The sequence below is a fragment of the Chelatococcus asaccharovorans genome, from assembly GCF_003201475.1.
In the GTDB taxonomy this organism is placed as follows: domain Bacteria; phylum Pseudomonadota; class Alphaproteobacteria; order Rhizobiales; family Beijerinckiaceae; genus Chelatococcus; species Chelatococcus asaccharovorans.
Genome location: NZ_QJJK01000003.1, coordinates 527,188 through 547,024, shown reverse-complemented (window position 1 = coordinate 547,024; position 19,837 = coordinate 527,188). Strand labels below are relative to the sequence as shown.

20 protein-coding genes are annotated in these 19,837 nt (G+C 64.9%); 4 read left to right on the top strand and 16 right to left on the bottom strand.

Annotated elements, in window-relative coordinates:
* Positions 1-14: 14 nt before the first annotated feature.
* The 15 genes from C7450_RS09945 to C7450_RS09875 all read right to left on the bottom strand — a co-directional run bounded on the left by C7450_RS09945 (position 15) and on the right by C7450_RS09875 (position 15,321).
* The gene (locus C7450_RS09945) at positions 15-1,181 is read right to left on the bottom strand and encodes an ABC transporter substrate-binding protein (protein WP_110374265.1); all 1,167 of its coding nucleotides are present in this window, start codon (positions 1,179-1,181) and stop codon (positions 15-17) included.
* Between the two features lie 93 nt (positions 1,182-1,274).
* A complete protein-coding gene (locus C7450_RS09940; RefSeq protein ID WP_110374264.1) occupies positions 1,275-1,991 on the bottom strand; it encodes an ABC transporter ATP-binding protein in 717 nt (238 codons plus the stop codon).
* The gene (locus tag C7450_RS09935) at positions 1,984-2,760 is read right to left on the bottom strand and encodes an ABC transporter ATP-binding protein (RefSeq protein WP_110374263.1); all 777 of its coding nucleotides are present in this window, start codon (positions 2,758-2,760) and stop codon (positions 1,984-1,986) included. The genes C7450_RS09940 and C7450_RS09935 overlap by 8 nt, the downstream gene beginning before the upstream one ends.
* Positions 2,750-3,697, bottom strand: coding sequence for a branched-chain amino acid ABC transporter permease (locus C7450_RS09930; protein ID WP_110374262.1), 948 nt, complete (start codon positions 3,695-3,697; stop codon positions 2,750-2,752). The genes C7450_RS09935 and C7450_RS09930 overlap by 11 nt, the downstream gene beginning before the upstream one ends.
* Complete coding sequence (locus tag C7450_RS09925) at positions 3,694-4,566, bottom strand: branched-chain amino acid ABC transporter permease (RefSeq protein WP_110374261.1); 873 nt, start codon at positions 4,564-4,566, stop codon at positions 3,694-3,696. The genes C7450_RS09930 and C7450_RS09925 overlap by 4 nt, the downstream gene beginning before the upstream one ends.
* A gap of 74 nt (positions 4,567-4,640) precedes the next feature.
* Positions 4,641-5,525: an alpha/beta fold hydrolase gene (locus C7450_RS09920; protein WP_110374260.1), complete on the bottom strand. Its 885-nt coding sequence runs from the start codon at positions 5,523-5,525 to the stop codon at positions 4,641-4,643.
* Positions 5,525-6,568 (bottom strand): alcohol dehydrogenase catalytic domain-containing protein, encoded by a 1,044-nt coding sequence (locus C7450_RS09915; RefSeq protein ID WP_170147167.1) that lies wholly within the window; start codon positions 6,566-6,568, stop codon positions 5,525-5,527. Before C7450_RS09915 ends, C7450_RS09920 begins: the two co-directional genes overlap by 1 nt.
* Positions 6,565-7,650, bottom strand: a complete 1,086-nt coding sequence (locus C7450_RS09910) for an acyl-CoA dehydrogenase family protein (protein WP_170147166.1) — start codon at positions 7,648-7,650, stop codon at positions 6,565-6,567. Before C7450_RS09910 ends, C7450_RS09915 begins: the two co-directional genes overlap by 4 nt.
* A 38-nt stretch (positions 7,651-7,688) precedes the next feature.
* Complete coding sequence (locus C7450_RS09905) at positions 7,689-8,879, bottom strand: acyl-CoA dehydrogenase (protein ID WP_110374257.1); 1,191 nt, start codon at positions 8,877-8,879, stop codon at positions 7,689-7,691.
* Positions 8,880-8,881: 2 nt separating this feature from the next.
* Complete coding sequence (locus C7450_RS09900) at positions 8,882-9,670, bottom strand: enoyl-CoA hydratase/isomerase family protein (RefSeq protein ID WP_110374256.1); 789 nt, start codon at positions 9,668-9,670, stop codon at positions 8,882-8,884.
* Entirely contained in the window at positions 9,667-11,229 is a 1,563-nt protein-coding gene (locus C7450_RS09895; protein WP_110374255.1) for a class I adenylate-forming enzyme family protein, read from the bottom strand. The genes C7450_RS09900 and C7450_RS09895 overlap by 4 nt, the downstream gene beginning before the upstream one ends.
* A 3-nt stretch (positions 11,230-11,232) precedes the next feature.
* Positions 11,233-12,078 (bottom strand): MBL fold metallo-hydrolase, encoded by an 846-nt coding sequence (locus tag C7450_RS09890; protein WP_110374254.1) that lies wholly within the window; start codon positions 12,076-12,078, stop codon positions 11,233-11,235.
* Between the two features lie 28 nt (positions 12,079-12,106).
* Positions 12,107-13,036, bottom strand: coding sequence for a Zn-ribbon domain-containing OB-fold protein (locus tag C7450_RS09885; RefSeq protein WP_110374253.1), 930 nt, complete (start codon positions 13,034-13,036; stop codon positions 12,107-12,109).
* Between the two features lie 12 nt (positions 13,037-13,048).
* Positions 13,049-14,200 carry a thiolase C-terminal domain-containing protein gene (locus C7450_RS09880; RefSeq protein ID WP_110374252.1) on the bottom strand — a complete coding sequence of 384 codons (1,152 nt, stop codon included), beginning with the start codon at positions 14,198-14,200 and terminating at the stop codon, positions 13,049-13,051.
* Between the two features lie 2 nt (positions 14,201-14,202).
* Positions 14,203-15,321 carry a thiolase C-terminal domain-containing protein gene (locus C7450_RS09875; RefSeq protein WP_110374314.1) on the bottom strand — a complete coding sequence of 373 codons (1,119 nt, stop codon included), beginning with the start codon at positions 15,319-15,321 and terminating at the stop codon, positions 14,203-14,205.
* 33 nt (positions 15,322-15,354) lie between these two features.
* Between C7450_RS09875 and C7450_RS33515 the strand changes: the two genes are divergently transcribed.
* Together C7450_RS33515 and C7450_RS09870 are read left to right on the top strand one after the other, a co-directional pair.
* Positions 15,355-15,753, top strand: a complete 399-nt coding sequence (locus C7450_RS33515; protein ID WP_146227308.1) for a hypothetical protein — start codon at positions 15,355-15,357, stop codon at positions 15,751-15,753.
* A gap of 78 nt (positions 15,754-15,831) precedes the next feature.
* Entirely contained in the window at positions 15,832-16,575 is a 744-nt protein-coding gene (locus C7450_RS09870) for a TetR/AcrR family transcriptional regulator (protein ID WP_110374251.1), read from the top strand.
* A 3-nt stretch (positions 16,576-16,578) separates the two neighbouring features.
* Here C7450_RS09870 and C7450_RS09865 read toward each other — a convergent pair whose 3' ends face one another.
* Positions 16,579-17,574 carry a Bug family tripartite tricarboxylate transporter substrate binding protein gene (locus C7450_RS09865; protein ID WP_110374250.1) on the bottom strand — a complete coding sequence of 332 codons (996 nt, stop codon included), beginning with the start codon at positions 17,572-17,574 and terminating at the stop codon, positions 16,579-16,581.
* Between the two features lie 197 nt (positions 17,575-17,771).
* Between C7450_RS09865 and C7450_RS09860 the strand changes: the two genes are divergently transcribed.
* Positions 17,772-18,230 (top strand): tripartite tricarboxylate transporter TctB family protein, encoded by a 459-nt coding sequence (locus C7450_RS09860; protein WP_110374249.1) that lies wholly within the window; start codon positions 17,772-17,774, stop codon positions 18,228-18,230.
* A complete protein-coding gene (locus C7450_RS09855) occupies positions 18,227-19,732 on the top strand; it encodes a tripartite tricarboxylate transporter permease (protein WP_110374248.1) in 1,506 nt (501 codons plus the stop codon). The genes C7450_RS09860 and C7450_RS09855 overlap by 4 nt, the downstream gene beginning before the upstream one ends.
* Positions 19,733-19,837 lie beyond the last annotated feature (105 nt).

The window sequence follows — 19,837 nt, the reverse complement described above, 5'->3', positions numbered from 1 at the left end:
GAGAGGCTGGGCTGTTACCGCGTTGTGAGGGACGAGATGACGCCGACTTTGCCGTCCTTCACCTCATTGATGTTGATGACAACGTCGGACTGTGTGCCGCCGTCGAACTTATAGGTCTGCAGAAGGCCCTTGAAGTTAAGCTTGCGCAGGGCGTCGGCGATCTTTTGCGGGTCAGTGGAACCGGCCGTCTTCATCGCTTCAGCAAGGAGGTTGATATTGTCCACGGCCGTGATGCTGAAGGGCAGGGCGTCAGACCCTGTTTCCGCCTTGAACGCGGCCCTGAAAGCATCGAGTTCGGGATTGGACGACGTCGTGGGGCCGGTTGAAATATACACGCCCTCCATATCGCGCCCGGCAGCCTTCAGGAAGACCGGAGAAGCCCAGATCACCGCGACCGAGAGGAAGGGCTGCTTGAGCTGCAGCTCCCGATATTGCTTGATCATCGAGACGCCGTCTTCGACGAAGGCCGCGCCGACGACAGCCTCGGGGCCAGCCGCGCGCGCCTTCGTTAGGAGGCCGTAGAAATCGGTGGAGCCCGACTCGAAATATTCCGTCATCACCACGTCGGCGCCGAGCTTCTTGGCAGTGTCCGCGATGCTCGCGCCGGCCGCGCGTCCCCAGTCGTCATTGCGGCCGATATAGGCGATCTTCTTGATCCCCTTGTCCTTGATGAGGAATTCGATCGACGGGGCCACATTCATGATGGCGCTGAGCGTCGTGCGGAAGCTCAGCGGATGGTCAGGGCCGGTGACCGAAGGCGCCGAGGCGACGAAGCTGAGCGCAATGCGGCCGTTCTTCTCGGCGATCGGCACGACAGCAAGCGTCGTGGTTGAAGAAGGCGGTGTCAGGATCACCGGAATGGTCTTGTCGGCCACCAATTTTTCCGCAGCGGCAACGGCGCGCTCGGCTTTCGACTCGTCGTCGATATTGACGAGCTCGAACTTGTAGGTCTCGCCGCCGACCTTTACGCCGCCGGCCTCGTTGATCTTCTTGATGGCATATTGGGTGCCGATCAGCGCCTCGGAGCCGATCGAGGCATTGGGGCCGGTCTGGGCGAAGATCGCGCCGATCTTCACCGTTTTGTCCTGGGCGCTGGCCTTCTGCGCCAGTGCCGCTGGAACAAGCGTTGCCGCCAGGACGGCGGCGAGCGCTGCGCGCCTGCCAAAAGTCATTCGCGTCATCTTTTCTCTCCACCCTCCGTCCACTTATGAAGACTGCTCGCCGGTGGACTCGGACCGAGCAGGGCCTTTACCCCGGATGCGGGCGCCTCGCCCTCAGGTTCCGGAATGGCCGCCGAGATAGCTTGCCTTCACGGCAGGATCGTCCAGCAACTCTTGGCCCGTTCCCGTGCGCGTCACCCGGCCGGTGGCAAGCACATAGGCCCGGTGCGCGAGGCGCAGCGCCATGCGGGCGTTCTGTTCGACGAGCAGGATGGTGGCTCCCCCACGGTTCAGCTCCTGAATGATCCGCCCGAGTTGCTGCACGATGGCCGGTGCCAGGCCCAGCGAGGGCTCGTCGAGCATGAGCAGCCGCGGGCGCGACATCATTGCGCGGGCGATGGCAAGCATCTGCTGCTGCCCGCCCGAGAGCGAGCCTCCCGGCTGCGAAAGGCGTTCCCGTAGGATCGGGAAGGTGTCGAGCGCGGCTTCGAGGTCGGCGCGCACAGCGGCGTGGTCGCGTCGGTAGTAAGCGCCGAGATCCAGGTTCTCGCGCACGGTCAATTGCGGGAAGACATGGCGCCCCTCCGGCACGAGAGCGACACCGCTTTGCACCATGCGTGCGGAGGAGAGCCCGATGGTCGGCTTGCCCTCGAAGCGGATCTCGCCGGAGCGCGGCTTGAGAATGCCGCAAATCGTCTTGAGGAGCGTGGACTTGCCGGCGCCATTCGCGCCGATGACGGTGATGGCCTCGCCTTCGGCGATGGTGAGATTAACCCCATGGAGGGCGACGATGGGGCCGTAGGCCGCCTCGAGATCGCGGATTTCAAGCATCCTCGTCGCTCCCCAGATAGGCCTCGATGACGCGCGGATTCGCGGCGATCTCGGCCGGTGCGCCTTCGGCGATCTTCGACCCCTGATCGACCACGACGATCCGGTCGCAGATCCCCATCACCGCGGCCATGTCGTGCTCGACGAAGAGCACGGTCACGCCGCTGTCGCGGATACGCTGCACCATGGCAGCGGCGCCGGCGGTTTCATTGGGGTTCATGCCTGCGAAGGGCTCGTCCAGCAGCAGCAGACGGGGCTTCAGCGCCAGGGCCAGGCCGACGCCGAGCAGGCTTTGATGCGCATAGGGCATGTCGCCCGCGATACGCTCTGCCTGCGCCGACAGGCCGATGAAGTCGAGCACGTTCGTGACTTCACCGCCGATCGCGGCATGAATGGCGCGTGCCGCCGGCAGCCCGAACCAGTCCGCCCAGAAGCCCACCGGCGCGCGGGCCAGAAGGGCGGTTTCAAGATTTTCGCGGACCGTGAGCGCCGGGAAGATCCGGGTGCCCTGGAATGTCCGGGCGACACCGAGCGAGGCGATGCGGTCCGGACGCTCGCCGCTGATGCGCCGGCCCTCCAGCCGGACCTCGCCGCCGGTGAGCGGCAGCAGGCCGGAGATGAGGTTGAAGGTGGTCGTCTTGCCGGCGCCGTTCGGTCCGATCAGGCCGAGGATTTCGCCGCGGTTCACGGTGAAGGTCACATCCTTCACCGCCTTCACGCCTCCGAAATGCTTGGCGATGTGGTCGACTGCAAGGAAGGGTTCACTGGCCATCGCGCGCCTCCCTTGCCAGGGTGCGTTTGAAACCGCGCAGCAGGCCGAGGATGCCTTGCGGCGCGAACAGGGTGACGACGATCAGCACGACGCCCATGAGGATGGGGCGGAAGTGATTGGCAAAACTCAGCAGTTCCGGAATGTAGGTGAGGAACGCCGCGCCTATGATCGGCCCCGCGAGCGTGCCGACGCCACCCACGACCACCATCACGATCATGTCCACCGAGGCGAAGAGCGTGAACTGGCTCGGCGCCAGGATGGTGAGAAACGGACCGAGCAGGATGCCGCCGAGGCCCGCGACGAAGGCCGAGATGCACAGGCCGGTCACCTTCTGCCGCATGATCGGGATGCCGACGAATTCCGCGAGGATCTCATCCTCCCGCACGGCGACCAGCATGCGGCCGGTCTTGCTGCGGACGAGCCGCAAGAGCGCCGCGAGGCTCACCACGAGCACGACGAGCGCGAGATAGTAGAAGGCGGTCTTGCTGGCGAAGGAGACGCCGAAGATCGGTTCCGGCGGCGCGATGCCGCGCAGCCCGAGCGGGCCGTTGGTCACTTCCTGCCAGTTGGCGATGATGAGGCGCACGATCTCTGCGAAGGCAAGCATCACGAGAATGAAGAACGGCCCTCTGAGCCGCAGCGTGATCAGCCCGACGATCGCGGCAATCCCCACGACGACGGCAAGCGCGATCGGCGCGGCGAGCCAGAAGCTCAGGCCGAAGTTGAGGCGCAGCAATGTCGAGGCATAGGCGGCGATGGCGACGAAGGCGATCTGTCCGAGATTGATCTGGCCGATATAGCCGAGGACGAGACCCATGCTGAGCGCCATGATCGCCCAGATCACGGTCAATGTCAGGAGATAGACCTGATACTCGCTGACGACCTGGGGCAGGGCCGCCATGACGATCATGAAGAGGGGCAGCGCGAGCTTGTTCATCGCGTCCTCCCGAACAGGCCGGCGGGGCGCAGCAGCAGCACGGCGATCAGCAGGAGGAAGGTGAAGATGTCCTTGAAAGCGAAGCTGATATAGGCCCCGGCGAGCGTTTCGATGAGGCCGAGCAGGAGCCCGCCGGCGATGGCGCCGGGCACGCTGCCGAGGCCGCCGAAGATCACGATCACGAAGGCTTTGAGCAGCGGTGCTCCCCCCATGGCGGGCTCCACGGCATAAAGGGTGCCGAGAAGACTGCCGGCGACGCAGGCGAGCGCTCCGGAGACTGCGAAGACGAAGGCGATGATCCGATCGCCGTCGAGGCCGATGGCGGCCGCGCCTTCGCGGTTCTGGGCGATGGCGCGCAGCGCCTTGCCGATGCGGGTGCGGTAGAGCATGAGATAGAGGGCGGTGACCATGATCGCCATGATGAGGATGACCACGAGCCGCTGGCGCGTCAGCACCACGTCGCCGAGCATGACGATGCCGGATATGCCCATTTCGATCTTGCGCGGCGCGGAGCCCCAGATGATGAAGGCGGATTCCCGCAGGACATAGAGCAGTCCGAGGGTCACAAGGATGACCTGCAGTTCGCCCTGCAGCGACGTATAGGACTTGCGGGTGAGGGGCCGGATGGTGAGGTAGAAGAGGATGACGCTGAGGAGCGCCGTGGCAGCCATGCCGGCGGGGAGGGCGGCGAAAAAGGGCAGGCCAAGCGCGCTCATCAACGTCAGCGTGAAGAAGGCGCCGAGCATCAGGATTTCGCCATAGGCGAAATTGACCAGGCGCGCTGCGCCGAAGATGAGCGTGAAGCCAAGCGCCGAGAGCGCATAGATGCTACCCAGCACTATTCCGTTCACAACTTGCTGGGCCAGCATGTCAGGGCCCTATACCGCGTGAGCGCATTATTCGACTGTCCTCCCTCTGCATTGTTTTGAGTTTCCGAACGCCTCTACGGCGGTCTGCTTATGAAATCCTCGATCAGCTTTGCCACGACGGCCGGTTCGTCATGGTGCAGGTTGTGGCTGGTGCCGGGGATCTGGCGGCGTGCGAGGCGCGGCATGAGAGCGGCCCGGCGCTCGATCTCGGCGGGAAAGCGCACAGGCGCATTCGGGCGCGTGTCCTCGGACATCACCCACAGGGCGGGGGCTGTGATGCCGGCCCACAGCCGCCCCCACTCCGCGATCGTGCGCAGCGACGGCAGCGAGCGCTGGAAGTCGCCGGTATAAAGCCAGCGTCTTTGGCCATCCGGGCCTTCCGCGCTGGAATGTTCGGCGAGCAGCATCGCCTGCCCTTGCGTGAGCCGGGGATTGGCCTGCCGCAGGCGTGCCGCCATCGTAGCGATATCCGGATAGGCACGCCCCTCGCGCTCCCTGGCCTCGATATGCCGCCGCAACAGGGCGACCGGATCCACGGGAACATGGTCGACGAGCGGGCCAAAGCCATCGAGCGAGACGAGATGGGAGATGCGCTCCGGCCGCAGGCCGGCGAAAATGCCGGCGACGTTACCGCCGAGGCTATGCCCGACCAGCGGCACCGCGCGTGACGGAAACAGAAGCTCAAAGAGTGCGGCGAGGTCGCCGACGAAATCATGGAGCCAGTAGGACTGGGCGCGGTCCGAATGCCCGTGGCCGCGCCAATCCGGGGCTATCACCTGCCAGTCGCCCTCAAGATGGTCCACCACGAACTGAAAGGTTATCGATGAATCACGGGTGCCGTGCACCATCAGGAGCGGCCGGGCATTCTCACGGCCCCAGCGACGGACGGAATAGCGGAGACCGCGGATTTCCAGGGTCTCGCAGCGGGACGGGATGTGCGGAGGGTCGGCGTCGGACATCAGCCACTCCCGCCATGGAGGAGTACCATCCGGCCGGACGTGCCGCGGGCTTCCATGCGACGATGGGCTTCGGCTACATCCTCGACGGGGAGGACGTCGGCGATCTCCGGCGTGATAGCGCCGCGTTCGACAAGGGCAATGACCTTCTGCAGATCGGCGAGGGTCGCATGGGCGCTTCCCACGAAATCCATCTCCCGCAGGATAGCCATGGCCGGGTTGAGCGCCACGCTGCCGGGGTCGACATTGCCGACGATCACCATGCGTCCCGCCGCCCTGAGCGCGCGGACGGAGGAAGGGAAGGTGGGCCGCCCGGCGATCTCGATCACCGCATCGGCGCCAAGGCCGCCGGTCAATTCCCTGACCCCCTTGTGGAACTGGAAATCGGGCGCGACAACAACCTCATCCGCGCCCGCAGCCCGCAGCCGCTCGACCTTGTCGGGCGACGAGGAGATGGCGATGGTCCTGAGGCCGAGCAGCCGCGCAAGCTTGACGGTATGGATGCCGACGCCACCGCTTGCGCCGGTGATGACGACACTGTCGCCAAGGGTGAGTTGCGCACGGCGCAGCGCGTGGAAGCCGGTACCGATGGCGCAGCTCAGCGTGCAGGCGATCTCGAGCGGGATCGCATCCGGCAGTTTCACCGTATTGCGCTCGGTGGCGAGTACATACGGGCCGTAGCCGCCGGAGACGTCCTCGCCATAGAAGCCGGGCCCCGACGTGCAGACATTTTCCCGGCCGGAGCGGCAGAGTGCGCACAGTCCGCACGGCATGCGCTGGATCGTCGTGACCCGGTCGCCCGGCGCAAAGCGCGTCACCAGGGGGCCAACCTCCTCCACCGTTCCTGCGATCTCATGGCCCATGACGGCGGGCAGTCGCGTATGCGGGAAATGGCCGGCCCGGTTCAGGAGATCATGGCCGCATACACCGCAGGCATGGACCCGCACCCGCATCTGGTCGGGCGCGCAGCGTGGCATGGGCATTTCGCGACATTCGAAGACCTCGGGTCCGCCGAAGCGGGGCAGGATCATGGCGCGCATCGTCATCCGGCCAGCTCCATGGAGCGCAGCGTCGCGCCGATGACCCGCTCGCGGTGCCAGTCGGCGTCGCCGAAGGAGGCCTCCTCGCATTTGATGCGACGCAGGAAGAGATGCAGCCCCAACTCCCAGGTGAAGCCGATGCCGCCGTGGAGCTGGATGGCTTGGTTGCAAGTGAAGCGGGCGTTGTCGCCACACCAGGATTTCGCCATTGAGACGGCCCGCGCTCGCTCGTCCGGCGCCGCTTCGTCCAATGCCCAGGCCGCGTAATAGGCAGCGGAACGGCAGGCATCGACGGCGACGGCCATGTCCGCGCAACGATGCTTGATCGCCTGGAACGAGCCGATCACCCGGTCGAACTGCTTGCGCTGGCCAACATAAGTCACGGCCTCGTCGAGCGTGCGGGCGGCCATGCCCGTCATTTGCAGCGCCGCCACTGCGGCGGCGGCATCGAAACAGGCCACTACGGCCGCGGGATCGGGCCTGCCGCCAACAATGTCGCCGGCAGTCAGGGTCACGTGGTCGAAGATGACCTCGTGGTAGCGCGCCGTCAGATCCAGCGTATCCTGCTCACGCAGTGTGACGCCGGCCCGGGAGGGCTCGACGAGTGCGAGGCCCAGGTCGTCGCCGAAGCGCAGCGCCACCAGCAGCTTGTCGGCAGCGGCCGCATCGGGCACGAGGATCTTGGAGCCGGTCACGGTCCAGCCCGCATCGGTCGGCCTTGCCGTCAGCGTCATCGCGGCGGGTACCGTTGCTACCGTTTCCGCGAAGGCGGATGACAGGCGCAACGCGCCTTCGCCATGGCCGGGAAGCAGTTGTGCCCGCTGTTCCGGCGTGCCGAAGCGCGCAATGGCGCCGCCGGCAACGATGGCCGCTGCGATCGGGGCCGGGACGAGGGCGCGCCCGAATTCCTCGAAGATAAGCGCCAGATCGGTATAGCCGAGGCCGAGGCCGCCGTCCTCCTCGCGGGTGAGCAGGGCAAAGACGCCGGTCTCGGCCAATTGCCCCCAGAGTTCGGCGGGCGTGCCGCTGCGCAGATGCTCCATGGTCAGGGCACTGGCCAGCAAGTCCCGCACGGTGTCCTGGAACATGTATTGTTCCTGGTTGAAGTCGAAATCCATGGCCGGGCCTATTTGGGCAGGCCGAGCACGCGCTCGGCGATGATGTTGCGCTGGATCTCGGAAGAGCCCGAGTAGATGGTGAAGGCCTTGGAGCGCAGGAAGCCGAGCTGGAAGCGCCCGCCGTCCACGGCATGTGCATCGCCTGCTGTCAGCGGCGCGAGCGGCCCCAAGACCTCCATGGCCGTATCGAACATGTCCTGCATGACATGGCTCCAGTAGAGCTTGTTCATGGAAGCCTCCGCCCCGCGCGGTGCACCCTTCAGGCTCTTTGAGAAGGCGCGCAGGCAGTTGAGCCGCATGATCTCGATACCGACGAGGGACTTCGCCAGCTTCTGGCGCAGAAGGCCATCCTCGATGGCGCTCCGGTTGCCGCGCTGGAGCTTCGCCGCGGTGGCGAGGAGCTGGTCGAGCTCCTGGCGGAACACGAGCTGGCGCCCGAGCGCATCTTCGGGGCCGCGCTCGTAGGCAAGCGTCGTCATGGCGATACGCCAGCCGCCGTTTAGTTCCCCAACGAGATTCTCGACGGGAACGCGGACATCATCGAAGAATGTCTCGTTGAACTCGCATTCGCCGGAGATCTGGCGTAGCGGCCGGATGGTTATGCCCGGCGTCTTCATGTCAACGAGAAGGAAGCTGATGCCCTTGTGCTTGGGCGCGGACGGATCGGTGCGTGCCAGCAGAATGCACCACTGCGAATATTGTGCGAAACTCGTCCAGATCTTCTGGCCATTGACCACGAAATGGTCGCCGTCCCGCACGGCCTGACAGCGCACGGCGGCGAGATCGGACCCCGCGTTCGGCTCGGAAAAGCCCTGGCACCAGACTTCTTCGCCGGAGATGATCTTGGGCAGGAAGCGGGCCTTCTGCGCGTCCGAGCCGTGGTGGAGCAGCGTGGTGGCAACGAGGTTCCGCCCGATGATGTTAAGTCCCTCGGGTGCCTTCGCCCGTGCCATTTCCTCGGCGAAGATGGCTTGTTCGACAAGCGTTGCACCGCGTCCGCCATAGTCCTTGGGCCAGGCGATGCCGTTCCAGCCGCCCTTGTAGAGCTTACGCTCCCAGTCCAGGCGGAACATGGCGTTCTCGTCCTCGTCCTCCGGCAGGAAGACGGTCTCGCCCCAGCCTTGCGGGAGGTTGGCGGCAAGCCATCCGCGCAGTTCGTCGCGGAAGGCGAGATCCTTCGGGCTATAGGTGAAGTCCATATCTATTCCGCCCCTCGGAAGTTGGGCTGCCGCTTCTCGCGGAAGGCGGCGACGCCTTCCTTGTGTTCGGGCGTGGTGTAGGCGATGGTCTGTGCGAAGCTCTCGTATTCGAGCATCTGCTCGAGGCTCGATGTCGATGATTTATTGAGCAACGTCTTGATCATCGCGAGCGATGTCGGCGGTCCGGCGGCGATCTCCGCTGCCAGCTTCTGCGCGCGCGGCATGAGTTCATCATGCGGCACGACGTGGTTCACGAAGCCGAGTTCACGGCCCTCTTCCGCCGTGACCTTCTTGGCGGTGAAACAGAGTTCCTTGGCCTTGTTCAGTCCGACGACGCGCGTGAGGAGATAGAGGCCGCCGAGATCCGGGACGAGCGCCAGACGGGTGAAGATCTGGCTGAAGACCGCCTTCTCCGAGGCAATGACGATGTCGCAGGCGAGCGCGATATTGAAGCCGGCACCGACGGCCGGGCCGTTGACGGCGGCGATGACAGGCTTCTCCAGCGCGATCAGCGGCTGCAGGATGTCGCGCAGGATCCAGCGATGCCGCGCGCGCCTGTCGAGAAGCTTGGCATCGGGGTTCATCGACTTGACGTCGGCTCCGGCGCAGAAGCCGCGGCCTGCGCCGGTCAGCACCACGGCGCCCACGCTGCGGTCGCCCGCAATATCACCGATCAGGCCGGACAGTTCGTGGTAGAGCGTGTCGTTGGTCGCGTTCAACGCGTCCGGGCGGTTGAGGGTGATTGTGCCAACGCCGTCGGCAATCGCGTAGAGAAGGGTCTCAAAGCTCACGGCGTAACTCCTGGGGGACTGGCGTTGGTGGCTGGCGACTTCAGGCCGCGGCGCAGGATCTTGCCGGTCGGCCCCTTGGGCAGCTCAGCCAGGAAATGGACGGCGGCCGGCACCTTGTAATAGGCAAGCTCCTGCTTGCAGCGGTCGATCAATGCCTCGGCGGTGAGATGGCAACCGGGCTGGAGCGCGACATAGGCCACCGGGACCTCGCCCAGCTTGTCGTCCGGCTGGCCGGCGACCGCGACCTCGCGAATGCCGGGGACGTGGTAGAGCACGTCCTCGATGTCGGCGGGATAGATGTTCTGCCCGCCGCGGATGATCACGTCCTTCTTGCGGTCGACGATATAGCCATGCCCGTCGGCGTCGAAATAGCCGAGATCACCCGAATGCAGCCAGCCATCGCGGATGGCGAGCGCCGTTTCTTCGGGCTGGCGATAGTAGCCCTGCATGATGTTGGGGCCCCTGATGCAGATCTCGCCGACCTCGCCGGCCGCCGTGGGACGACCGTCGTCGGTGAGGATGCGGACCTCCATGCCCGGAAGGACCTGGCCGATCGACTTTGGCCGTTCGATACGGCCATCCGAGCGGAGGGTGATATGCTCCAGCGTCACGATGGCGGAGGCCTCGGTGAGGCCGTAGGCCGTCATCACATCGGTGTCGCGGCCCATCACCCGATAGATGCGCTCGAGCAGCGCGGCCGGCACCGGTGCGGCGCCCGTGAGGATACGCGACACCGACGAGAGATTGCGCGTCTCCGCCTCAGGATGATCGACGATGCGCTGCAGCATGGTGGGCACCATGGGCAGGAACGTGCAGCCATGGGCGGTGATGGCGTCGAGGCAGCGGTCCGCATCGAAGCGGGGCAGCAGCACCATCGTGCCGCCGGTCACCATCAGCGCGTTGATGCCCTGGTTCAATCCGAAGGTGTTGTAGAGGGGCAGGGCGCAGAGAATGACGCTCTCGCTGTTGAGCCCGAGCCATTCCGGCGTCCTGTCGTAATTGGCGCGCAGATTGGCGAGCGACAGCATGACGCCCTTCGCCTTGCCGGTCGTGGCAGAGGTGTTGAGCATCATACCGATGGCGGTTTCGGGGAGGTCGACCGGCCTCTCGATCGCTGCTCCGGTCTGCCCCAGCCCGTCGGCGGATGCGAGACGGCCGGCCCCGGTCGGCAGCCCGAACACCAGAACGCCGCGCAGTTCGCCGCAATCGGCCGCGTCCGGCAGGTTCTCGACGAAGTCGCGATCCATGATGAGCACTTCGAGGTCGCAACTCGTGATGACATGGGCGAGATCCGCCCGCTTGTAGAAGATGTTGAGCGGTGTCAGCGTCGCGCCCAGGGCAAAGATTGCCTGTTGGGTGATAATGAAATCCGGCCTGGCCGTGGTCATGAGCCCGACCCGCGTGCCGCTGCCGACGCCGGCCGCCGCAAGCCCTGCCGCTACCCGCCGCACGGCATCCGCGAGGCGGGCGAAGGTCCAGGTCTCGCCTTCGTAAATCAGCGCGATCTTGTCCGGCCGTTCGCGCGCCTGGCGGAAGAGGTGATCGGCGAGATTGGGCATGGTCTACTCCGCCGCCTTGGAATGTGCCGCCTTGGAATGGTCCGCCTTGGAATGGCTGAGATCGCCACGCGTGGAGGCCGGCACTTCAAACCACTCTGCCGGAATATGGCTGGGGATGCGGAAGTCATGCGCCGGAATGACGATGTCACAAGCCGCCTGCACGCGTGCCATGCTGTCCTGATAGACGCGCTCGCTCTCGCTGCGGATGGCGCCGGGGAGATAGCTGCCGGTCATGAACCGCATCGGGTGCTCGGTCGCACGCGGATCCGCAGGGAACCAGCAGCGATAGTGGTCGCCGAGATCGGAGACGAGCGCCACCTTGCCCTTCGTGGTGCTGACGATGGGCACCTGCATGCCCGGCGTGTGGCCGGGCACCTTCATCAGTCGGACACCCGGCATCAGATCGACATCGCCATCGATGAGCCGCAGTCCGGACGGCTTCTTGCGGGCGAGAAGGCTGAGCAATGTCTCGCGCAGATAGTAGATCCGCTGCGTCGCGACCGGATCGACCGCATGGAAGACCTCGTCCCTCTGCACGACGACGCAGGCCTGCGGGAAAAGATCGAGATTCCAGGCGTGGTCAAAGTGCAGATGCGTGGCGATGATGATGTCGATGGCACCCGGATCAGTCCCGCATTCGCCCAATGTCCGCACGAGCGAGTCCGGGCCGCCGCCGGTCGCCGCGATCCCGAGGCGCCGCCGGGTCTCCTCGACGCCCGGCATGCCGACATCGACGAGGATGCGGGTGGTACCATCCGTCACGTACCAGGCGTGGATCGGATCCCGCAGGAGGCTTTCGCCCTGCGGGATCATCAACTCGCCGAGCCTGAGCGTATGAATTTCGAACATCGAGCCGCCCCTTCCTCGTCCCGGACCCTTATTCCTCGCCGTCGATGACCTCGAAATGCGAGATGTCGGCGAGCGAGCCGGTGCGTTCGCCTTCGCGCCAGACGGCGCGTACCCGGGTGCCCGGCTTCACCAGCTCCTTGGCGCGGCTCATGTCGATGCCGCCGACATTATGGATGAGGCGGGTGGACGCGCCGTCCAGCATGATCTCGGCATAGATATACGGCGGGGGCTGGGTCTGGCCGATGAATTCCAGGTGAATCACGGACATGGCGCGTACGGTACCGGTCTGCTTCAGCTCCACCCAGGTTCCCGTCGGCTTGTGGGTGATGTCGTCGATCTCGCGCGGCGGCAGCAGGGCCCCCTCGCCGTCGGAGGTGCGCACGCCCATGATCCGGCGGTTGGTCTTGATCTCGTCGAACAGCCGCCCGTAATACGGGCCGAAGGCATGCTCGTAGTGCAGGTCGAGGCGATAGGGAATCTGCTCCACGGGCTTTGCCGGCGCTTCAAGCGGGCGGATCTCACCCTGCGGCGCATTCGCCGCGATCCGGAAACCCTCGATCGCGAGGATGCCTTCGCCATCGCCCCAGACGGCCTCGACGCGCTGGCCGACCTTTAGGCCGTCGAGCGCCGTGCCGAGGATGCGATGGGTCATATCGACATCCGATCCGTCGATGCGGATCAGCGCGATGATCCCTGCATCGGTTTGCGTGAAGCCGTTAAGGGTGCCCGTATGCGGCGCCTCGACCAGCTCAGGATCGCTGTCGCCGGTGTTCGGGCAAAAATCCTGGGCCGGCACCACGACGGTGCCGCTCGCGAAACGCGAGCCGACGATACGGCGGTTCTTGACCTCCGCGACGAAGGTACCCGCCGCACGCCCCGGCGTCAGCGTATAGGGCATCGACAGGTCGCTCGGGAAGGTCGTCAGGTCCTGGGCCCAACTGTCCGGAATGGCAAGCATGAGGCTTCCTCCTTATGCGCTGAGCACGGCGACGCCGCGCAGATTGGCCCAGCCGCCGCCGGACTGGACAAGCGCCAGCTTCGCGTTGGGGATCTGGATATCACCCGCTTTGCCCATGACCTGGGCGGCGCCCTCGATGAGGCGGATGAGCCCGGCCGCGCCGATGGGGTTGGCCCCCGCGCAACCGCCCGAGGGGTTGACCGGAATGTCGCCGTCCATCTGCGTGGCGCCGGAGGAGATCAGCTCCGCGGCTTCTCCGGGCGCGCAGAGACCGAGGCTTTCGTAATAGCTGAGTTCGAAGCAGGTGTAGGGCTCCTGCACCTCGACGACGTCGAACTGCCGGCGCGGATTGGTGATGCCGGCCGCGCGGTAGATGCGGCGGGCGGCGAGCGCCAGGGGCTCGGACACCAGCATGGAGCGCTGCGCGGCGTTGTCGGCCTCGCAGAAATAGCCCATGCCGCGGATCCAGGCCGGGCGATCCGTTGATTGCGCGGCCGCTTTCTCGGAAGACAGCACCACGGCAGCGGCACCGTCGGAAATCGGCGGCACGTCGAGCAGCTTGATCGGCCAGGCCAGGGGGCGTGAATTCAACACCTCCTCGACGGTGATCTCCTTCTTCACATGGGCATAGGGGTTCTTCATCGCGTTCTTGCGATTCTTGACCCCGACCATGGCAGCGGCTTCCTCGGTATGGCCGAGGACATCCATGCGCGCGCGCCAGTAGGCGGCGGAGAAGCCCATGATACCGACCGCGAACTCGCGCCCCCAGAACGGATCATAGAGCGTGGAGATGGAGTACTGCAGAGCGCCTTCAGACAGCTTGTCATAGGCAACGACGAGGACGCGCTCGGCAAAGCCGCCGGCGATCTGGTAGTAGCCGGTCAGCGCGCCAGCGAGGCCGGTGCCGCCACCGCTGGTGACGCGCACCACCGGCTTCAACCGCGCGCCGATGGCATCGGCCACCCATTTCTCCGGCTGGTTGACGGCTGCGAACAGCACCGGCCCGGTGGCGACGATCACCGAGTCGATATCCTCGATCGTGAGCTTCGCATCAGCCAGCGCCCTGTCCACGGCCTCGCGCACGAGCCCAGCCTGGCTGACGTCCGTGCGGCGGCGCGCATGATGCGTCTGACCGACGCCGACAATTCCAACGTGACGCGCCATGATCAGACCTCCAACGTGAAGACGCAGTGCGACTGCATGCCGACGCCACCGGCACCGTGCACGATGGCCGACGTGGCGGCGGACAGCCCGTACTCGGCGGGATAGCTCAGCTGCCGCGCGGCCTCGGCGAGCCGCACGAGACCTGTGGCCATGATGGGATCGGCCGGCAGGGCACCGCCCGAGCGATTGATCGCCGTGCTGGCATTATCGAGAAGGGAAATCGCTTGGCCCTGCTTGGCGAGGCCGAGGGCTTCCAGCACCATCAATTCTGACGCCGCCGATGAGGCGCTGACCTCCGCAATATCCGCCTTCGCAGCCTGCCAGCCCGCCTTGCGCAACGCCATCGCCGCGGCCGCCTCGCAGGCTTCGAGCCGTCCCGGCGTCCGGCTGGCGAAGGCATGCCGGTCGCTGGCGCTGCCCATCCCCGTCACCCAGACGGGAGGGCGCGCAACGCGCCGGGCGATATCCTCCGACGCGAGAAGAACGGCGACCGCCCCATCGAGGGGCCGTGACAGCATGAGCTCGGTGAGCGGCGCTGCAGCGTTGACATCGGCGAGTACCGCTGCTTCGTCCGGAACCTTGTCGATTGCCACCTTTCCATGCCGTGCCGCATCGCTCCAGCGCTGGTGCGTGACGCGCGCCAGCGCGCTCAGGTCGAGCGCGGCGTCTGCCAGGTAGCGCTGGGCCTGCAGGCCGCTGGCAGCCCGGTGGTCGAAGCCGACGGGGCGCTGGTAGAAGGGCTCGCACTGGCTGGCGTAGAAGGCGTTGGTCTCGGATTCCGACGGCTTGGAATAGGCGATGATGAGCCCCACACGGGCGGCACCCGAGGCGATCTTCGTCACGCCATACTGCGCGGCCCAAAGCCCGTCTTCCTCGACCCGGGATTCCTCTTTGTGGTGAGCGCCCATGGCGCCGAGAAAGCCGCAGTTCGAAATGGAGCGGCCGTCGAGGACGTCGCTGCCGGAATCGAAGACGAAATCCACGTCCTCCAACGTCAGGCCGGTGCCCTTGAACACCTGCGCCACAACCGCCGAGATCAGGTCGATATGCTGCGCGCCGCTCCAGGCGGGGCGAAGCTCTGTCTGTGCCGAAGAAACGACGGCAACCCGGTCCAATGTCATGAGCGTTCCCTTTGCAGTTCCGGAGGCGCCGCCATGCGGGTCGCCCGGAACCGTCATTTCTTTCCGGCCGGCCAATGTTACCGACCAGGCAAGCGGATCATGATCCAATCTATGTCGCCGGAACACGCCGACTGTCAACTCAAAAGTCGTATAATTTTCGGTTTTTGGATCATCGACACGCGAGCCCAGCCGTGGACTGGAGAGGTGCTCGCACTGATTGTTATGGCAATCCGCGAAGATTCGACCGACGCTCGCTCGTTTCTCTGGCAAAAATACGAAATGAAGTCGGATTTCAACTTGCCTTGGAGAGTCGTTTCATGTGCTGATGGCGAACTTGGGACAGCCTGCCGGATTCATCCCGGCGGATTGCCTCTGCCCGTCGCGCAAACTTGCTTCGGGATGATTGCCGAATTAACTTCGGCGGAACGATAATGTGGCCGGGAGCCACCCGGGCTCCGAGAGGAGCGGGTGATTTGCCCGGTTTCAAGAGGTCTTTGAGCAAACAGGGCTATGCTGAAGAAAGCAAACGAGGCCGGCAGGCCGGTCGAGACGCCCATTCCCTGGGAGGACTTCCTGGCTGACATCGTCAACCGGTGGAGTGGTGAGACAGGTGAGCGTAAACAAGATCGATCCAAGCGCCGGGAGCAGGAGATTCTACGCGCCGCCTTGCGTGTTTTCGCACGTGATGGCATCTCGCGAGCGCGGATCGGCGATATCGCCTCGGAAGCCGGCATGCCGGTCTCTTCGATCTACGAGTACTACCCGGGCAAGGAGGAGCTGGCCTATGCGGTGCCGCTCAGTGTTTTTGGCCGCTTCTACAGCGAATATGCCGAAGCCGTTGCCGGCAAGACGACGGCTCGTGAACGCCTGAGGCTTTATCTCTGGCTGGCCGCTGATTTTGCCCGCCGGAATCCCGAGTGGTCGCGCACGTTGTATCTGGAAATCTGGCCAAGCGTTCTGGTCGGGGAGACCACCGTTCGCCACGCGATCGACGACTATGCGCGCATCATCGTCCACCTTATCCGCCAGGGGGAGGCGGCGGGCGAATGGCCAGCCGGCCACAATCCCTACGAGACAGCGACGATCCTGAACGGCAGCGTCAACCAGCTCATCATTACCTGGTTGATCTATCGGCGCCCGCGCGATCTGATGAAGGCGACGGGCTCCGTTATCGATCGTGCGATGACACTTCTGGGGCCTGTGGAGCCGCCCCGCCCGCGGCGTAAACCGCGACCGGGGACAGCCAAGAGCTGAGTGTCAGTCAAGCTTGATGCCGAGGCGCTTGACGACCGGTCCCCAGCGGTTGAAGTCGCGCGTAATCTCGGCCGCCATTGCCGCGGGCGAGGACCAGGTCACGACGAAGCCGGCATCCTCGAGGCGCTTCTTCACCGCGGGCTCCGCGAGAGATGCCTTGAGCGCGGAGCTCAATGTCTCCACCGTGGCTTCCGGCACGCCGGCCGGCGCCAGCAGGCCGATCCAGGTGTAGGCCACGAGATCGGGGAAGCCCGCTTCCTTGAAGGTTGGGACGTCGGGAAGCGTGGCGGAGCGCGTTTCGTCGAAATTGCCGATCACGCGAACCTGGCCGCCGTTGTGCAGAGGCGTGAGGGTCGCGACCGAATCGACAAGCGCCTGGATCGTCCCCGAGGCAAGATCGGTCCGCGCCATCGCCCCTTGGACGTAGGGCGCGTGCTGCATCTTGATCCCAAGACTGTCGCTCATCACTTCCGTGACAAGTTGAGCATTGGTTCCAAGGCCGAAGGAGCCGTAGGTCATCGTCGCGCCGTGCTGCCGGGCATAGCTCTGGAACTCGGCAATCGTTTTGGCGGGGACGGCATTGGCAACCGCAAGTGCAATCGGAGCCTTCACCGCGATGCCTATCGGGCTGAAGTCCGCGGCCTTGTAGGCGATCTTGCTGTAGAGATGCGGATTGGTGCCGAGCTGCGACGTGGTGATCATGCCGAGGGTGTAGCCGTCGGGTTTGGCACGGGCGACGTAGTCGGCGGAAACCATGCCGCTCGCACCCGGGCGATTGTCGACCAGAAAGCGCTGACCAAGTCTTTTCGTGAGATCGTCGGCGATGATGCGGGCTGCGATATCCACGGTGCCACCGGCCGAATAGCCGATCGAGATGGTCACCGGCCGCGTTGGAAAATCTTTCGCATTCGCCGGCGCAGCGCCGCAAGCCAGGAGCGCGGCGAGTGCCGGTGCAAAGCGCCATCGCGTCATGTGAAGTCGAGCCAGAATCCGATGCATGTCGTCCTCCCAGTGTTAAAAGCCGAATATAATTCCATTTTTATTGCAAATGAACATCACTCCCGGCATAATGGCAAGTGTAATGATTGCGCAAGATTGGGATTGCCAATCTGTCGTGTGTGCGCGCCATCGCGCATTCCTAAAAACGGAAAAAATTTCCACTTCCGGAGAAGTGCCGGACGTGCGGGGGAGGGGTGATGATACGTGGGATACGCAGCCCTGAGGATCTGGGCGCCGGCGTTCTTATGATCGCCGTTGCGGGCGGTTTCCTCTTTTTCGCGCAGGATCTCCACCATGGCGCCCTCGCGCAGATGGGTCCGGGATATCTTCCGCGCTATGTCGCCGGCATGTTGGCCGCGACGGGCGCGGTCCTGGCGTTGCGCGGGCTCCGACTGGACGGCCAGAGATTGCCGCCGCTCCGTCCCCGCGCCATAGCCATGCCCATCCTTGCCGTCGTGGTCTTCGGCCTGATGATCGAGCCGCTGGGGCTTGCACTGGCTTCGCTGGCCGCTGTGCTGACCGCTGCCGCCGGGTGCCGGCGTGACGACTGGCTGCGCACCACGCTTGTCGCCGTCGTGCTTGCCGCGGGCGCGTGCCTGTTGTTCGTGGCCTTGCTCGACATGCCGCTCGCCGTGTTCCCCACGGTGCTGCAATGACCCTCATCGATAACCTTCTGGTCGGCTTCGCCGTGGCGCTGCAGCCGTCCAACCTCGCGCTTGCCTTCGTGGGATGCCTCGTCGGTACGCTGATTGGCGTGTTGCCTGGACTTGGGCCGCTGGCAACACTTGCCATTCTCCTGCCGATCACCTTCCATTTCCCGGCGGAATCGGCGCTGATCATGCTCGCGGGCATTTACTACGGCGCGCAATACGGCGGCTCGACAACGGCGATCCTTGTCAACCTGCCGGGCGAGAGCTCGGCAGCGGTGACTTGTATCGATGGCCATCAGATGGCCCGTCAGGGGCGTGCCGGTGTGGCTCTGGCGACGGCGGCCTACGCGTCATTTGCTGCAGGTACGATCGCGACACTGATCATCGCGACCCTGTCGCTGCCGCTATCGCAATTGGCGCTTATGTTCGGACCCGCCGATTACTTTGCGCTCATGCTGTTTGGCCTGGTCGGGGCCACCGCGCTCTCCAGTGGCTCCATGATGAAATCCGTCGGTATGGTCCTCGTCGGCATACTCCTGGGGCTCGTCGGGCTTGATATCAATTCCGGGGTCCAGCGCTACACGTTCGGGTTGCCGCCTTTGATGGGGGGAATCAGCTTTGTCGCCCTCGCAATAGGTCTTTTCGGGATCGCCGATATAATGGCGAACCTGACAAAAGGGCCGCCGTCGGAATCGGCAGCCGCCGCGAAGATCTCCAGCATCTGGCCATCTCGCAGCGATGTCCGCGCGGCATGGGCGCCAGCTTTGCGCGGCACTGGAATTGGCGCGTTACTCGGCATCTTGCCGGGGGGTGGAGCCCTCCTGTCGTCCTTTGCAGCCTACGCGGTGGAGAAGAAGGTATCGCGTCACCCGGAACGCTTCGGCCGGGGTGCCATCGAAGGCGTCGCTGCCCCCGAAGCCGCCAACAATGCGGGGGCGCAAACCTCCTTCATTCCCATGCTGACCCTGGGCATTCCCTCCAATGCCATCATGGCCGTGATGGTCGGTGCACTCATGATGCAAGGCATATCGCCGGGCCCGCAGGTGATGACGACACGCCCGGATCTCGTCTGGGGGCTGATCGCCAGCATGTGGGTGGGCAATGTCATGCTGCTCGTCATCAATCTGCCACTGATCGGGCTATGGGTCCGCCTCCTGGCCATCCCCCATGCCACGCTGTTTCCCGCTATCCTGCTCTTCTGCTGCATCGGTGCCTATGGCGTTGGCAACTCGACCTTCGATGTGATGCTGGCCGCGGGCTTCGGGGCCTTTGGCTTTCTCCTGCTACGCTACGGCTGCCCAGTCGCACCGCTGATCATGGGCTTCATCCTGGGGCCGATGCTCGAAGAGAATTTCCGGCGTGCGATGATCATCGCCCGGGGTGACCTCACGATCTTCGCCGTTCGGCCGATCAGCGCGTGCTTCCTCCTCGCGACGCTGCTCCTGATCGCGAGCTTCGTCGCTCCCAATATCTGGCGCCGGCGGGACGAGATCTTCAGCGAGGATTGATAAGATCTCGCCGGATCGGTCTCGCAACGGGCAAGTGATCGATCCGGGTCGCCTGGCAGAAGGCCATGTGCAATCGAGGCGGGTGCTTCCCGGCGCCCGCCTGCG

Coding starts and splice junctions, on each gene's coding strand:
- C7450_RS09870 (WP_110374251.1), top strand. CDS start 15,832: ATGCTGAAGAAAGCAAACGAGGCCGGCAGGCCGGTCGAGACGCCCATT.
- C7450_RS09855 (WP_110374248.1), top strand. CDS start 18,227: ATGACCCTCATCGATAACCTTCTGGTCGGCTTCGCCGTGGCGCTGCAG.
- C7450_RS09905 (WP_110374257.1), bottom strand. CDS start 8,879: ATGGACTTCACCTATAGCCCGAAGGATCTCGCCTTCCGCGACGAACTG.
- C7450_RS09890 (WP_110374254.1), bottom strand. CDS start 12,078: ATGTTCGAAATTCATACGCTCAGGCTCGGCGAGTTGATGATCCCGCAG.
- C7450_RS09925 (WP_110374261.1), bottom strand. CDS start 4,566: ATGCTGGCCCAGCAAGTTGTGAACGGAATAGTGCTGGGTAGCATCTAT.
- C7450_RS09860 (WP_110374249.1), top strand. CDS start 17,772: ATGATACGTGGGATACGCAGCCCTGAGGATCTGGGCGCCGGCGTTCTT.
- C7450_RS09880 (WP_110374252.1), bottom strand. CDS start 14,200: ATGGCGCGTCACGTTGGAATTGTCGGCGTCGGTCAGACGCATCATGCG.
- C7450_RS09935 (WP_110374263.1), bottom strand. CDS start 2,760: ATGGCCAGTGAACCCTTCCTTGCAGTCGACCACATCGCCAAGCATTTC.
- C7450_RS09875 (WP_110374314.1), bottom strand. CDS start 15,321: ATGACATTGGACCGGGTTGCCGTCGTTTCTTCGGCACAGACAGAGCTT.
- C7450_RS09945 (WP_110374265.1), bottom strand. CDS start 1,181: ATGACGCGAATGACTTTTGGCAGGCGCGCAGCGCTCGCCGCCGTCCTG.
- C7450_RS09920 (WP_110374260.1), bottom strand. CDS start 5,525: ATGTCCGACGCCGACCCTCCGCACATCCCGTCCCGCTGCGAGACCCTG.
- C7450_RS09915 (WP_170147167.1), bottom strand. CDS start 6,568: ATGACGATGCGCGCCATGATCCTGCCCCGCTTCGGCGGACCCGAGGTC.
- C7450_RS09910 (WP_170147166.1), bottom strand. CDS start 7,650: ATGTTCCAGGACACCGTGCGGGACTTGCTGGCCAGTGCCCTGACCATG.
- C7450_RS09895 (WP_110374255.1), bottom strand. CDS start 11,229: ATGCCCAATCTCGCCGATCACCTCTTCCGCCAGGCGCGCGAACGGCCG.
- C7450_RS09865 (WP_110374250.1), bottom strand. CDS start 17,574: ATGCATCGGATTCTGGCTCGACTTCACATGACGCGATGGCGCTTTGCA.
- C7450_RS09885 (WP_110374253.1), bottom strand. CDS start 13,036: ATGCTTGCCATTCCGGACAGTTGGGCCCAGGACCTGACGACCTTCCCG.
- C7450_RS09930 (WP_110374262.1), bottom strand. CDS start 3,697: ATGAACAAGCTCGCGCTGCCCCTCTTCATGATCGTCATGGCGGCCCTG.
- C7450_RS09940 (WP_110374264.1), bottom strand. CDS start 1,991: ATGCTTGAAATCCGCGATCTCGAGGCGGCCTACGGCCCCATCGTCGCC.
- C7450_RS33515 (WP_146227308.1), top strand. CDS start 15,355: ATGCGGGTCGCCCGGAACCGTCATTTCTTTCCGGCCGGCCAATGTTAC.